General features: G+C 39.9%; 11 protein-coding genes and 4 tRNA genes. 1 reads left to right on the forward strand and 14 read right to left on the reverse strand.

The window, feature by feature from the left end:
• Positions 1 to 102 precede the first annotated feature (102 nt).
• The 14 genes from ABJD64_RS24065 to ABJD64_RS24130 form a co-directional block, all read right to left on the reverse strand.
• Entirely contained in the window at positions 103 to 444 is a 342-nt protein-coding gene (locus ABJD64_RS24065; protein WP_348181407.1) for a DUF3467 domain-containing protein, read from the reverse strand.
• Complete coding sequence (gene rpoC, locus ABJD64_RS24070) at positions 434 to 4,747, reverse strand: DNA-directed RNA polymerase subunit beta' (protein ID WP_348181408.1); 4,314 nt, start codon at positions 4,745 to 4,747, stop codon at positions 434 to 436. The genes ABJD64_RS24065 and rpoC overlap by 11 nt, the downstream gene beginning before the upstream one ends.
• A gap of 48 nt (positions 4,748 to 4,795) precedes the next feature.
• Complete coding sequence (gene rpoB, locus ABJD64_RS24075; protein WP_348181409.1) at positions 4,796 to 8,668, reverse strand: DNA-directed RNA polymerase subunit beta; 3,873 nt, start codon at positions 8,666 to 8,668, stop codon at positions 4,796 to 4,798.
• 146 nt (positions 8,669 to 8,814) lie between these two features.
• The gene (gene rplL, locus ABJD64_RS24080) at positions 8,815 to 9,192 is read right to left on the reverse strand and encodes a 50S ribosomal protein L7/L12 (protein WP_348181410.1); all 378 of its coding nucleotides are present in this window, start codon (positions 9,190 to 9,192) and stop codon (positions 8,815 to 8,817) included.
• A gap of 40 nt (positions 9,193 to 9,232) precedes the next feature.
• Complete coding sequence (gene rplJ, locus ABJD64_RS24085; protein WP_348181411.1) at positions 9,233 to 9,760, reverse strand: 50S ribosomal protein L10; 528 nt, start codon at positions 9,758 to 9,760, stop codon at positions 9,233 to 9,235.
• A 53-nt stretch (positions 9,761 to 9,813) separates the two neighbouring features.
• Complete coding sequence (gene rplA / locus ABJD64_RS24090) at positions 9,814 to 10,509, reverse strand: 50S ribosomal protein L1 (protein ID WP_348181412.1); 696 nt, start codon at positions 10,507 to 10,509, stop codon at positions 9,814 to 9,816.
• 16 nt (positions 10,510 to 10,525) lie between these two features.
• Entirely contained in the window at positions 10,526 to 10,966 is a 441-nt protein-coding gene (gene rplK, locus ABJD64_RS24095) for a 50S ribosomal protein L11 (protein WP_348181413.1), read from the reverse strand.
• A gap of 2 nt (positions 10,967 to 10,968) precedes the next feature.
• Positions 10,969 to 11,526: a transcription termination/antitermination protein NusG gene (nusG, locus tag ABJD64_RS24100; RefSeq protein WP_348121451.1), complete on the reverse strand. Its 558-nt coding sequence runs from the start codon at positions 11,524 to 11,526 to the stop codon at positions 10,969 to 10,971.
• Between the two features lie 22 nt (positions 11,527 to 11,548).
• Positions 11,549 to 11,737: a preprotein translocase subunit SecE gene (gene secE, locus ABJD64_RS24105; protein ID WP_348181414.1), complete on the reverse strand. Its 189-nt coding sequence runs from the start codon at positions 11,735 to 11,737 to the stop codon at positions 11,549 to 11,551.
• Between the two features lie 27 nt (positions 11,738 to 11,764).
• Positions 11,765 to 11,837: transfer RNA gene (locus ABJD64_RS24110), tRNA-Trp, on the reverse strand.
• A 114-nt stretch (positions 11,838 to 11,951) separates the two neighbouring features.
• Positions 11,952 to 13,139 carry an elongation factor Tu gene (gene tuf / locus ABJD64_RS24115; RefSeq protein ID WP_348181415.1) on the reverse strand — a complete coding sequence of 396 codons (1,188 nt, stop codon included), beginning with the start codon at positions 13,137 to 13,139 and terminating at the stop codon, positions 11,952 to 11,954.
• A 126-nt stretch (positions 13,140 to 13,265) separates the two neighbouring features.
• A tRNA-Thr gene (locus ABJD64_RS24120) sits at positions 13,266 to 13,337 on the reverse strand.
• A gap of 13 nt (positions 13,338 to 13,350) precedes the next feature.
• A tRNA-Gly gene (locus tag ABJD64_RS24125) sits at positions 13,351 to 13,423 on the reverse strand.
• Positions 13,424 to 13,466: 43 nt separating this feature from the next.
• Positions 13,467 to 13,549, reverse strand: a tRNA-Tyr gene (locus ABJD64_RS24130).
• Positions 13,550 to 13,803: 254 nt separating this feature from the next.
• Here ABJD64_RS24130 and ABJD64_RS24135 point away from each other — a divergent pair.
• A complete protein-coding gene (locus ABJD64_RS24135) occupies positions 13,804 to 15,702 on the forward strand; it encodes a M1 family metallopeptidase (RefSeq protein ID WP_348181416.1) in 1,899 nt (632 codons plus the stop codon).
• Positions 15,703 to 15,745: the final 43 nt, after the last annotated feature.

Here is a 15,745-nt window from a genome sequence, read left to right on the forward strand (position 1 = left end):
TATTTCAATTCCTTCCGAAATTTCGGAACGCAAAAATAGGGATTAAGTATTTCTCAACAAAATATCCTAACCCCTAATTATTCTATTATTTAATCCGGTCCACTAAGCCTCGCCTACAGCTCCTCCAAAATTCATTGGAAATTTCGGTGAGTCATCTACGTGCTTTATAGGTCCAAATGTTTGTTCATACTTATTGATATTATCCTGAAGTGCTGAAAAAAGCCTTTTCGCATGTTCCGGAGTTACTACAACTCTGGATTTCACTTTAGCCTTAGGGACTCCTGGCATCAATCGAATAAAATCAATCACAAACTCGGAATTAGAGTGAGCAATCATGGCCAAATTGGCATAAACACCTTCTGCTATTTCCTCAGACAATTCAATGTTTATTTGATTGCCTTGCTGAGTTTTATCCTGATTTTCTTCGTCTTTCTTACTGCTCATCTGTTTGGTATTCTTTTGATCTTTCGAATTCCTCTTTAGAAGAAACTAAAGAATCATACTCTTCTTGAGATCCAACTATCAAGTCTTGGAATTGTCTTTGACCTGTACCAGCTGGTATCAAGTGTCCAACAATTACGTTTTCTTTCAACCCATTCAATGTGTCGCGCTTTCCTCTAATAGAAGCCTCGCTCAGCACTTTAGTAGTTTCCTGGAACGATGCAGCAGATATGAAACTTTGCGTACCCAAAGAAGCTTGCGTTATACCTTGAAGAGTTGGCTTGGACACAGCAGGTTCGGCAGTTCTTACCTGTACCACTTTCATATCCTTACGTTTCAAGCTAGAATTTTCATCTCTCAACTGTCTTGAGGTAATGATCTGCCCTTGCTTCAAATTAGCCGAGTCTCCACAGTCTATTACTACTTTCATATCAAGAATAGAATCATTTTCTTCCATGAAAATTAGTTTATCAACAATCTGACCTGGTAAAAAGGTGGTATCTCCTGCATCCAGGATATTGACCTTCTGCATCATTTGTCTTACGATTGTCTCAATGTGTTTATCATTGATTTTCACACCCTGCAAACGGTAAACTTCTTGAATTTCATTCACCAAATACTCTTGTACCGCAGTAGGGCCTTTAATAGCCAAAATATCGGCAGGAGTAATTGCTCCATCAGAAAGTGCATATCCAGCTTTAACAAAGTCATTGTCCTGAACCAGGATGTGCTTAGAAAGTGACACCAGGTATCTTTTCTTCACACCATCTTTTGATTCAATGAAAATTTCTCTGTTACCTCTTTTGATCCCACCATATGTCACCACACCGTCTATCTCAGAAACAACCGCTGGGTTCGAAGGGTTTCTTGCTTCAAATAATTCTGTTACTCTCGGCAGACCCCCGGTAATATCTCTAGATTTACCCATAGTTCTTGGGATTTTCACCAAGATCTGACCGGCCTTAATTTTATCTCCTTCTTCAACTGCTAAGTGAGCTCCAACGGGAATGTTGAATGTGTATTCTTCATCCTTTGCTTCAACGATAATGGCAGGGTTCTTAGTTTTATCCTTAGTATCGATAATAACTTTCTCTCTGTGACCAGTTTGCTCATCAGACTCTTCTTTGTAAGTAATACCCTCAACAATAGAATCAAATTGAACTTGTCCATCGGCAGCAGAAAGAATCACAGCGTTATAAGGATCCCAATGACAAAGTTTGTCTCCTTTCTTCACTTTCTTCTTGTTTTTCACATCCAAGAAAGCTCCATAAGGAACATGGTTGGTGATTAGAGTTTTTCCTGATTCAGGATCAACTATTCTAATCTCTCCAGTTCTACCCATTACTACTTCTACGGTATCTCCATCTGCATTGTCAGTTTTGATGGCCCTCAAACCTTCCATTTCAACAACACCGTCAAATTTGGCAGGAATAGTTGCATCAACAGCAATGTTAGATGCGGTACCCCCAACGTGGAAAGTTCTCAAGGTCAACTGTGTACCCGGTTCACCAATAGACTGTGCGGCAATAACACCTACAGCTTCGCCGCTTTGGGCCATCGCTCCAGTTGCCAAGTTACGTCCGTAACATTTTGCACAAACACCTTTTTTAGACTCACAGGTCAATACTGATCTTATCTCTACAGTCTCAATCGCTGTTTCATCAACTTTATCAGCTAATTCTTCAGTTATCTCAATTCCTGCAGGAATCAATAACTCTTCTGAAATTGGGTCATAGACATCATGTACTGATACTCTACCCAAAATTCTTTCCGATAGTGGTTCAACAATATCTTCGTTATCTTTCAAGGCGGATACATCCAGACCCCTCAAACTACCACAATCATCTTCATTCACTACCACATCCTGAGATACGTCCACCAAACGTCTAGTCAAATAACCCGCATCCGCAGTTTTCAATGCCGTATCGGCCAAACCTTTACGAGCACCATGAGTTGAAATAAAGTACTCGATTACATCTAGTCCTTCTTTAAAGTTTGAAAGAATTGGGTTTTCAATAATTTCACCAACAGAACCTTGCAGGTTCTTTTGCGGCTTAGCCATCAATCCTCTCATTCCACCAAGCTGACGAATCTGCTCTCTAGAACCCCTAGCACCTGAGTGCATCATCATGTAGATCGAGTTGAATCCCTGGTCTTCTTCTTCAAGTTGTTTCATCAATGTACCAGTCAACATTGAGTTGATTCTAGTCCAGATGTCAATCACCTGATTGTATCGCTCATTATCAGTAATTAGACCCATTTGGTAGTTTTGCCACACAGCATCCACTTCCTCCTTAGCCTGAGTCACCAATTTATCTTTTTCTGCAGGAATGTTGATATCTCCCAATCCCATAGACAAGCCTCCCTTGTACGCCGATTGGAATCCAAGGTGCTTGATATCATCAAGGAACTGAGCTGTTCTAGCCATTCCTGAGATTTTGAATACATTAGAAATAATTTGTTGCAATTTCTTCTTAGAAAGCAATTCATCAACAAATCCTACTTCTTCTGGAACCAGCTGATTGAAGATCACTCTTCCTGCAACAGTTTCGATAATCTTAGATTCCAACTCTCCCTCAGCTGTACGAACCTTAGTTCTTACCTTGATAAAGGCATGCTTAGACAATCTTTCTTCATTGATAGCAATCTCAACCTCCTCTGCACTGTAGAAAGTCATACCCTCTCCAGCTAATACTTCTTTGTCAGTACTTCGCTTGCCTTTTGTTACATAATAAAGGCCCAAAACCATGTCCTGAGAAGGCACCGTAATCGGTGCTCCGTTTGCAGGGTTCAGAATATTATGTGAAGCTAACATCAATACTGAAGCTTCCAAAATCGCCTCATGCCCTAATGGAACATGTACGGCCATTTGGTCTCCATCAAAATCTGCGTTGAATGCTGTACATGCTAATGGGTGTAATTGAATCGCTTTACCTTCAATCATCTTAGGCTGGAAAGCCTGGATACCCAATCTGTGGAGCGTAGGAGCTCTGTTTAGTAGAACAGGGTGTCCTTTCAATACATTTTCCAAAATGTCCCAAATCACAGGATCCTTACGGTCAACGATTTTCTTTGCTGACTTCACCGTCTTAACTATTCCTCTTTCTATTAATTTTCTAATAATAAAAGGCTTGAAAAGTTCGGCCGCCATTCCTTTAGGAAGGCCGCATTCGTGCATTTTCAATTCTGGTCCTACCACAATTACTGAACGACCAGAGTAGTCAACTCTCTTACCCAATAGGTTTTGACGGAATCGACCTTGCTTACCTTTAAGCATATCACTCAAAGATTTCAATGCTCTATTTCCATCAGATCTTACGGCATTTACCTTTCTTGAATTATCGAAAAGTGAATCAACCGCTTCCTGAAGCATACGTTTCTCATTTCTAAGAATTACTTCTGGTGCTTTGATATCGATCAACCTCTTGAGACGATTATTTCTGATAATGACTCTTCTATACAAATCATTCAAATCGGAAGTAGCGAATCTGCCACCATCCAAAGGTACCAATGGCCTCAATTCCGGAGGAATGACTGGTACCATTTTGATGATCATCCACTCTGGCTTATTCTCGATTCGTGTCTTAGCATCTCTAAAAGCTTCGACTACTTTCAACCTTTTCAAAGCTTCTGCTTTTCTCTGCTGAGAAGTATCAGTAGCTGCCTGGTGTCTTAGTTCATATGATAATTCATCAAGTTTTATTCTTGACAAAGACATTTCTAATGCCTCAGCTCCCATCTTAGCGATGAATTTGTTTGGATCATCATCATCCAACAATTGGTTCTCTCTTGGCAATTTGTCCAGGATGTCCAGGTATTCATCTTCAGTCAAGAAGTCGTGACGAGCAATACCATCTTCTTCTTTCGCTCCTGGTTGAATAACCAAGTAACGTTCGTAGTAAATGATTTGATCCAACTTTTTAGTAGGAATTCCCAGGAGGTAACCAATCTTATTTGGCAATGATTTGAAGTACCAAATGTGTGCTACAGGAACTACCAATTCGATGTGTCCCATGCGCTCGCGTCTTACCTTTTTCTCAGTAACTTCCACACCACATCGATCACAGATAATTCCCTTGTATCTGATTCTCTTATATTTTCCACAATGACATTCCCAATCTTTTACTGGACCGAAAATTCTCTCACAGAACAATCCACCCATTTCAGGTTTGTATGTTCTATAATTGATAGTTTCAGGCTGTGTAACCTCACCATGTGAGCTTTCCAGAATAGATTCGGGAGAAGCCAAACTTACCGTAACTCTCGAAAAGTTGCTGCTTAGCTTTTTGCTTTTTCTGAATGCCATAATTACAATCTTATATGTTAATGGCCCGAAGGCCTTATGATCAATAAATTAGTCTAAAGTGATTTCAAGAGCCAAACCTCTCAATTCGTGAACGAGTACGTTAAACGACTCTGGAATATTAGGTTTGTTCATATTTTCGCCTTTTACAATGGCTTCATATGCTTTCGCTCTTCCGATGACGTCATCAGATTTGATGGTCAAGATTTCTTGCAAGACGTTGGCTGCGCCAAATGCCTCCAATGCCCACACTTCCATCTCTCCAAAACGTTGTCCACCAAACTGTGCCTTACCACCAAGCGGTTGCTGAGTAATAAGCGAGTATGGCCCAATTGACCTTGCGTGCATCTTGTCATCTACCAAGTGGCCCAGTTTCAGCATATAAATCACACCTACTGTAACCGGCTGATCGAACCTGTTGCCTGATAAGCCATCATATAAATATGTCCTACCATACTCTGGCAAACCTGCTTCTTTCAATTCTGAAGCCACTTGATCCATACTTGCTCCATCAAAAATCGGAGTAGCGTATTTTCTTCCCAATTTCAAACCGGCCCATCCTAGAACAGTTTCATAAATCTGACCTATGTTCATCCTAGACGGTACCCCCAATGGGTTTAGACAAATATCAACCGGAGTTCCATCTTCTAAGAAAGGCATATCTTCCTCTCTTACTATTTTGGCTACAACCCCTTTGTTACCATGACGACCAGCCATCTTATCTCCAACCTTCAGTTTACGTTTCTTTGCTACATAAACTTTCGCCAGTTGAACAATGCCTGCAGGTAATTCATCTCCGACTTCTAAAGTGAACTTTTCTCTTTTGAAAATACCCCCAATGTCGTGTCTTTTCTTTCCGAAGTTTTTGACCAATTCAAAAACCATCTTATTCACCTTTTCGTCAGAAGTCCAATTATCCAAGAGTAGATCGCCTATTAGGTTCACTTCAGCTTGAACATTGTAATTGCTTTCATCTCTGTATATGTTCTTTTCTGGGAAAAGATTTTCTTCTATGTTTTTAGCATTGAATTTCACGCCTTTAGACATGATTTCATCACCAAATTTATGTCTCACTCCCTGACTGGTTTTACCTCCCAGAAGCTCAACCAGTTTTGAAATCATTACACCTCTCAATTCTTGTAATTCCTGAGAGTAGCTGTTTTTCAATATCTCTACCTCCCTTTTGGTTTTGGCACGAAGATCTTTGTCTTTCTTAGGTCTTGAGAATAATTTGGTATCGATTACAACTCCTCTCAAAGATGGAGAAGCTTTCAGTGAGGCATCTTTAACATCCCCAGCCTTGTCCCCAAAGATCGCTCTAAGCAATTTCTCTTCAGGTGTAGGATCTGTTTCTCCTTTTGGAGTAATCTTACCGATTAGAATATCGCCTTCTTTGATTTCAGCTCCAATTCTGATGATACCATTTTCATCAAGATTCTTCACAGCTTCCTCACTTACGTTAGGAATCTCAGAAGTCAACTCTTCTTCTCCTCTTTTAGTATCTCTAACTTCCAGTTCAAATTCATCAATGTGAATAGATGTAAATACATCATTTCTTACCACATTCTCAGAAATCACAATAGCATCCTCAAAGTTATATCCTTGCCATGGCATAAAAGCCACTGTGAGGTTTCTACCAAGTGCCAGCTCTCCATCCTCTGTAGCAAACCCTTCGCAAAGTGCCTGACCTTCTACAACCTTGTCACCCTTGAATACAATAGGCTTCAAATTGATGCAAGTATCCTGGTTTGTTCTTCTGAATTTAATCAGATCGTATGTAATATGCTCTTCATCAAATGAAACCAGTCTTTCATCATCAGAAACATCATATTTCACAACAATCTTGTTAGCATCTACTTCTACTACTTCACCTTTTCCTCTAGCAAGAATCAATGAACGAGAATCCAATGCTACTCTTTTCTCCAAACCTGTTCCTACGATAGGAGCTTGCGGTTTCAACAATGGCACCGCTTGGCGCTGCATGTTGGATCCCATCAAGGCTCTGTTCGCATCATCATGCTCTAAGAAGGGAATCATAGACGCTGCCACAGATACAATCTGATTTGGCGCTACATCCATATATTTAAGATCCTTAGGTCCTACCACTGGGAAGTCACCTTCAAATCTTGCCTTTACCGTATCGTTGACAAAATTTCCATTATCTTCTAATGGAGCGTTTGCTTGAGCTATGTTGTATGTGTCTTCCTCTTCAGCAGTAAGATATTTAACATTGCTCGTCATATTTACTACACCATTCTCAACTTCTCGATATGGTGTTTCAATGAAGCCCATGCTATTTACTTTAGCATGCACGCATAATGAAGAAATCAAACCAATGTTTGGACCTTCAGGAGTCTCGATGGTACAAAGACGCCCATAATGTGTATAGTGAACATCTCGAACCTCAAATCCTGCTCTTTCTCTTGAAAGACCACCTGGCCCTAGTGCGGACATTCTTCTTTTGTGCGTCACTTCAGCTAATGGATTCGTCTGATCCATAAACTGCGATAGCTGATTTGTTCCGAAGAACGAGTTGATCACTGAAGAGAGCGTTCTAGCATTAATCAAATCAATTGGCTTGAACTCCTCGTTGTCACGGACGTTCATCCTTTCTTTAATGGTACGAGCCATTCTCGAAAGTCCAACACCAAACTGAGCATACAATTGCTCTCCTACTGTTCTTACCCTTCTATTACTCAAGTGATCGATATCATCGACAACCGCTTTAGAATTGATCAAACCAATCAGGTATTTTACGATTAAGATGATGTCCTCAGTCGTTAATACTCTTGAATCATTACTTAGGTCCAATTGAAGTTTACGGTTGATTCTGTAACGACCAACCTCTCCTAAGTCATATCTCTTGTCACTGAAAAACAGGTTATTGATGATGTCCCGTGCGGTCTGCTCATCAGGTGCTTCAGTGTTTCTTAATTGTCTATAGATTTGCTCTACCGCTTCTTTTTCAGAGTTTGAGTTATCTTTTTGAAGTGTATTGTAAATAATAGAGTAGTCCGTAATATTTACATCCTTTTTGTGAAGGATAATTGATTTAGAGCCCGAGTCCATGATGGTCTCAATATCTTCTTCATTGATAAGAGAATCTCTTTCAAGAACAACTTCGTTTCTGTCAATAGATACTACTTCTCCCGTATCCTCATCTACGAAGTCCTCTGTCCAGGTTCTTAGCACTCTGGCAGCTAGTTTTCTTCCAACTACTTTTTTAAGCTCTTTGGCATTTGCCGGAATCTCTTCGGACAGCCCAAACAAATCCAGAATATCCTTATCAGACCCGTATCCAATAGATCTCAATAGGGTTGTTACTGGGAATTTTTTCTTCCGGTCGATGTACGCGTACATGACGTTGTTTACGTCTGTAGCAAATTCTATCCATGATCCTTTGAATGGGATGATCCTGGCTGAATATAGTTTTGTTCCATTTGTATGCTTACTTTGAGCAAAAAATACACCGGGAGATCTGTGTAACTGAGAAACAATTACTCGCTCTGCGCCATTGATCACAAATGACCCTTTACCAGTCATGTATGGGATATTTCCCAAAAACACTTCTTGCTCAATAGTTTCAAAATCATCGTTGTCCTCATCATTACATGATAATTTCAACTTTGCCTTCAAAGGAACAGAATATGTCAACCCTCTATCGATGCACTCATCCACGTTGTATTTAGGTGGGTCTACCAAGTAATCGATAAATTCAAGTACAAAATTTTCTCTCGAATCAGAAATCGGGAAGTTTTCTGAGAAAACCTTAAAAAGTCCTTCCTGAATTCTTTTTTCAGCGGGCGTTTCCAACTGAAAAAAATCTTCAAAAGATTGTAATTGAACTTTCAAAAAATCAGGATAATCAATCACTGATTTTATCGAAGAAAAATTAATTCTTTCGGATTTATTTTTACTAGCCAAGGCCGTACAATTTTATGTGATAATAATGTAAGTAATTGTTTCTTTTTTACAGAAACAGGAAAAGACCTGATCCCGATACTGACACAAGTCAGTATCGGGACAGGCCTAATGTTTTAGACGTTTTTAAAACTAAAAACAGTCAAATTTTACTTTAGCTCTACTTCAGCTCCAGCTTCTTCAAGCTGCTTTTTCAGCCCTTCAGCTTCGTCTTTGGCAACACCTTCTTTTACAGCTTTAGGTGCTCCGTCAACTAGTTCTTTAGCTTCTTTCAATCCAAGTCCAGTCAATTCTTTAACCAACTTAACGATAGCCAATTTAGCTCCTCCTGGAGCTTTCAAGATAACGTCGAAAGAATCTTTTTCAGCAGCAGCTTCGCCTTCTCCGCCACCTCCAGCTACCATTACTGGTGCAGCTGCAGCAGCAGGCTCGATGCCATGCTCTTCTTTCAAAATTTCAGCTAATTCATTTACTTCCTTTACAGTTAGTCCAACCAACTGATCAGCGAATGCCTTTAAATCTGCCATTTTATTTTAGTATTTAATATTTAATAATTTGAAACCAATTTTAACGTTCTGACAACGTTTTGACCAACCCTGAAAGTGTTTGTCCACCACTCTGAAGAGCGGAAACAACATTCTTCGCAGGAGATTGCAACAATCCGATAACCTCGCCAATAAGTTCTTGTTTGGACTTAAGTTTAGCAAGCATACCGAGATGTTTCTCACCAATAAAGAGATCGTATTCGATGGAAGCTCCCTTTAATTTAGGTCTATCGTCACTGTCAGCATTCTTAAATTCTTTGATGATCTTAGCAGGGAGATTAGCATTTTCTCCTGTGAACATCACCCCTGAAAACCCAGTCAATACTTCATCGTTCAACGAAGAAAAATCTGCATCGACTGTTTCCAGAGCTTTTCTGATGAGTGTGTTTTTCACCACTCTGTACTCTACGCCATTATCAAAACATTTCTGTCTGAAATCATTTATCTCGGCAACTGTCAATCCAGATGCATCGGTAAAATAGAAATTACTAGTTTCTTTAAATTTTTCAGACAATTCTTGAATAACAACGGCTTTTTCTGCTCTAGTCATTTTGTTCTTTATTTAGAATCTTGTCGCAAACGACATTGATTATAAAAGATCTTTTAAATTCCAGCTGAGGCTTGATCAATTGAAATTCCCGAACTCATGGTACTTGAAAGGCTAATGCTTTTCATGTATGTACCCTTTGCACTTGAAGGTTTCAATTTGTTTACCACAGAAATTAATTCCATTGCGTTGTCTTTGATTTGTTCAGCTGTGAACGAAGCTTTCGCAACACTTGCATGAATAATACCAAATTTATCCACTTTGAAATCAATCTTACCAGATTTCACTTCTTGTACGGCTTTAGCCACATCTAATGTCACAGTACCAGACTTTGGGTTAGGCATCAATCCTCTTGGGCCTAATACTCTACCAATTCTACCTACTTTAGCCATTACTGTTGGCATAGTCACGATCACGTCTATATCTGTCCAACCGCCTTCGATTTTTTTGATATAATCGTCCAACCCCACGTGGTCAGCTCCAGCATCTTTAGCTTCTTGCTCTTTATCTGGAGTACACAGTACAAGAACTCTTACTTCTTTACCGGTACCATGTGGAAGTGTCGCAACACCTCTTACCATCTGATCTGCCTTTCTTGGATCAACTCCTAGCCTAATATCGACGTCCACTGAGGCGTCGAATTTAGTTGTAGTGATGTCCTTCACTATCTGCGATGCTTCGCCTATGCTGTACGCCTTAGACTTGTCATACTTCTCAGCAGCTAGCTTTTGATTTTTCGTTAATTTCGCCATTTTAATTTAAAATTAATTAGGCCCAAGGGGCTTGACCACTTACTTTTATACCCATACTTCTAGCTGTACCAGCTACTTGTTTCATTGCTGACTCTATCGTAAATGCGTTCAAATCCGGCATTTTAGTTTCCGCAATTTCTTTCACTTGATTCCAAGATACACTACCCACTTTGTCACGGTTAGGCTCCGAAGAAGCCTTCTTCAGTTTTGCCGCATTCATCAACAACACTGCCGCTGGAGGGGTCTTTATAACAAAATCAAACGACTTATCGGTATATATCGTAACAAGCACAGGTAATACCTGTCCAGCTTTTTCCTGGGTTCTGGCATTAAATTGCTTACAGAAGTCCATAATGTTAAGACCTTTACTACCTAGTGCAGGTCCTACAGGAGGAGAAGGATTGGCTGCGCCACCCTTTATCTGTAATTTTAAGTAACCACTAATTTCCTTAGCCATTTTTACTCTGTTTTTTCTACTTGTATATAATTAAGTTCTACAGGCGTGTTTCGTCCGAAGATTTTCACCATTACATTTAGCTTCTTTCTTTCTTCGAATACCTCTTCTACTGTACCTGTAAATCCACTGAACGGACCATCCATTACTTTCACTGTTTCTCCTACTATAAAAGGTGTATCGAGTTTTTCTTCGAACTCGTCCACTTCTTCTACTTTGCCCAAAATTCGGTTAACCTCATTTTGTCTCAAAGGAACTGGTGTTTTGGAAGGGCCGCCATCGTCGGCACCTAAAAAGCCAATAACTCCTGGTATTTTAGTGATGGTGTGTTGTACTTCGCCGTATTTTAGATCTGCAGAAATAAGGATATAGCCAGGAAAGAAATTTCTTTCTCTCACCCGCTTTTTCCCATTTCTCATTTCATATACCTTTTCTGCAGGTATCATGACTTGAGGAATGTATTCTTCAAGACCCATTCTTGCTATCTCAGTTTCCAAGTAGGTTTTCACCTTTTTCTCTTGTCCACTGACCGCACGAACTACGTACCACTTAAGCTCACTCATAATAGCGGGACTTTTTGACTATTTATAGATTATAAAACCATTTCAATAGATTGTCGAAACCGAAATCTATTATTCCAATGAATATTGCAAAAATCAGGGAAGCGACCAATACCAAAATTGAACTACTCTGAAGCTCACTGTATTTAGACCATGTAACTTTATGGACCATCTCATCATAAGATTCTTTAAAAAAGTCAATCAATTTTGTCATTACTCAAATCTTTGCTTTACACATTTGCACGGGTGGAGAGACTCGAACTCCCAGCCAACGGTTTTGGAGACCGCTACTCTACCAATTGAGCTACACCCGTAAAACCTTCAGCCCAAAAGGACTGCAAAATTAGAATTATTTTTGATTATAAACAAATGCGCTTCATTAAATAATGAAACGCATTTGATAATCTTATTATATCTGAATTAGACTTTTAGTCTAGGATTTCAGTTACCTGACCAGATCCAACTGTTCTACCGCCTTCTCTGATCGCAAATCTCAATCCTTTTTCCATTGCGATTTTGTTGATCAAAGTTACTTCGATAGTTACGTTATCACCAGGCATAACCATTTCTACTCCATCAGGAAGCATGATTTCACCAGTAACGTCAGTTGTTCTTACGTAGAACTGAGGTCTGTATTTGTTAAAGAATGGAGTATGACGTCCACCTTCTTCTTTTGACAACACATAAACTTCAGCTTTGAATTTTTGGTGAGGAGTAACAGAACCTGGCTTACAGATAATCATTCCTCTTTTGATATCAGCTTTTTCGATACCTCTTAGCAATATACCAACGTTGTCGCCAGCTTCACCTCTGTCCAATATTTTTCTAAACATCTCAACTCCGGTTACTGTAGACTTCATGTCTTCAGCACCCATACCGATAATATCAACAGCGTCACCTGTGTTGGTTACACCTCTCTCGATTCTACCAGTTGCAACAGTACCTCTACCAGTAATAGAGAATACATCTTCAACAGGCATTAAGAAATCTTTATCGACAGCTCTTTCTGGAAGAGGAATATACTCATCCACAGCAGTCATCAATTCTTCAACTTTGGCTACCCATTCAGCTTCACCATTCAATGCACCAAGTGCAGAACCAGCGATTACTGGAATGTCATCACCAGGGAAGTCATACTCAGAAAGCAACTCTCTTACTTCCATTTCAACTAGTTCCAGCAATTCAGCATCGTCTACTAAATCTACTTTGTTCATAAATACAACCAAAGCAGGAACACCTACCTGACGAGAAAGCAAGATGTGCTCTCTTGTTTGTGGCATTGGCCCATCAGTAGCAGCAACCACGATGATGGCGCCGTCCATTTGAGCAGCACCAGTAATCATGTTTTTCACATAATCGGCGTGACCAGGACAATCCACGTGAGCGTAGTGTCTGTTTTCTGTTTGGTATTCGATGTGAGAAGTATTGATTGTAATACCTCTTTCCTTTTCTTCTGGAGCGTTGTCAATAGAAGAGAAGTCTTTTTGCTCTGCCAGACCCTTGTTCGCAAGAACTGAAGAGATCGCAGCAGTCAAAGTTGTCTTTCCGTGATCCACGTGACCAATTGTACCAATATTCACGTGAGGTTTCGAACGGTCAAAGGTTTCTTTAGCCATGTCTGAAAATTCCTATTTTAGTTAAATATTAAATTAAATATAAAAAAAGGCTACACATAAATATATAGCACAATTACTCAAACCAATATTCGCCTTTTTAAACAAAAAAGGCTTTCAGAGATGATGAGCCAATGACGGGATTTGAACCCGTGACCTCTTCCTTACCAAGGAAGCACTCTACCCCTGAGCTACATCGGCTTGAAAAATTAAGAGCGGGAGACGAGGCTCGAACCCGCGACCTACAGCTTGGAAGGCTGTCGCTCTACCAACTGAGCTACTCCCGCTTAATCCTTTCACTGATTTAATACGTATTAAATCAGGCCAATGTGGGGGGAGCAGGATTCGAACCTGCGAAGACATAAGTCAACGGAGTTACAGTCCGTCCCAGTTGGCCGCTTTGGTATCCCCCCGTGTTCAATAAAATTGAGAACATTCCCCAATGAAATTAAAGCAATTTTCACCGCCGTTTTTCTTAAGGAAGTGCAAAATTATATGCTTTTGATTCTTATTCAAATTTTTGCAAACTTATTTTTGGCATTATTTCTTTTTTTTAATTGGTGGTCATTTATGGCCGTTAAAACCTCGTTTTTCATCGAAAATCAAACTTAAATTTTATTACTTCACAACATCATTAGATTTACCAAGTAAAAACAACAGAACACCAATGATGAAAAAGATAATTGACCAGCTCTTGCTAGTTGCGTGCAGCGGAGTGATATTATTCAACTGCACCTCTAATCAGGAAACTTCTAAAGCTTATGACGAAAAAATGAAGGAAGAAGACCAACATTCATTTGCGCGGCCCGATGAGGCAGTTGTTACACATCTTAATTGGGATGCGAAAGTTAATTTTAAATTAAAAAAAATTCAGGCCATTGCCTCACTTACGATTCGAACATCCTCAGAAGCCAAACAACTGGTATTGGACACAAAAGATTTGGCCATAGCATCAGTAATGAATGGTAATAATGAAGTTCTTGAGTTCGATTTGGGCGAAGATCTACCTTTTGTAGGGTCACCATTAACTATATCGATAACTCCCCAAACAAAAAATGTGGTAATTACCTATGAAACTTCAGAAAAAGCTGAGGCCCTCCAATGGCTGGAACCAAGTCAAACGACAGATAAAGCATATCCATTCTTGTTTACTCAATCCCAGGCTATCCTGGCACGTTCATGGATTCCGATCCAAGATTCACCGGGGATTCGATTTACTTATAATGCAAAAGTGCAGGTTCCTTCTGATCTTCTAGCACTAATGAGTGCTTCTAATCCTTTGGAAAAGAATAACACAGGTGTATATGAGTTTGCTATGAAACAGGCAATTCCTGCTTATTTGATGGCTCTTTCCGTTGGCGATATTCAATTCAGCACTTTGGGAGATCGAAGTGGCGTATATGCAGAGCCTTCGGTTCTGGCAAAAGCTTCTGCTGAATTCGAAGATTTGGAGAAAATGATAGGTGCTGCAGAATATCTTTATGGACCTTACAGATGGGACAGATATGACATCATTGTATTGCCATCTAGTTTTCCTTTCGGGGGTATGGAAAATCCTCGGTTGACTTTTGCGACGCCCACAATTTTAGCAGGGGATAAATCTCTAACTTCATTGGTGGCTCATGAATTAGCTCATTCCTGGTCTGGCAATCTGGTGACTAATGCCAATTGGAATGACTTCTGGCTCAACGAAGGGTTTACGGTTTATTTCGAATATCGAATCATGGAAGCAGTATATGGAAGAGATTATTCTGAAATGCTCGCACTTTTGTCTCTACAGGATCTGAAGGCTGAGATTGTTGACATGAAGGCTGCGGGTGATTTCAAAGATACCAGTTTGAAACTGGATTTAGCTGGAAGAAACCCTGATGACGGTATGACATCAATCGCTTATGACAAAGGGTATTTCTTCTTACGTTTATTGGAAGAAACTGTGGGTCGAGACAAATTTGATGCCTTTCTAAAGGACTACTTTACCAGTAACTCTTTTAAGACAATGACTACTAAAGGATTTATCGAAATACTGCAAAGCCAGCTTTTTGATGCTTATCAGTTAGATATTAAACCAGAGTTCTACGAAGCTTGGATTTACAATCCGGATTTACCTGAAAACTGTCCTGTCCCAGTATCCGACAAATTTGAGAATGTTGATAAAGCCTTAGCTACCTGGATATCGAATCAGAGCAAAGAAGAGTTGGCAGCCTCATATGGTAGTGACAACTGGAGCACGCATGAATGGCTGAGGTTTGTGAGGGGCTTGCCTGATTCATTGTCGAAGGCGCAAATGAGTAACCTAGATGAAGCATTTGGGTTTACCGCCACTGGAAACAGCGAAGTTTTTGACGCCTGGGCGATACACGTTATCGCCAATCAATACGAAGAAGGTTACGAGCAATTGGAGTCTTTCCTTGTCAATACAGGAAGAAGAAAATTCCTTATGCCATTGTACAGGGAATTTGTAAAAACACCTGAAGGGAAGGAAATGGCTAAAGCCATTTACGAAAAGGCCCGTCCTAACTATCATTTCGTAGCAAGTAGTTCTATTGACGCTCTTCTTGAAATGTAACTAGGAAATAGATTAAATAATACTCAAGTATCAAGACGGTCAG

The organism is Reichenbachiella sp., from assembly GCF_039944555.1.
GTDB lineage: Bacteria > Bacteroidota > Bacteroidia > Cytophagales > Cyclobacteriaceae > Reichenbachiella.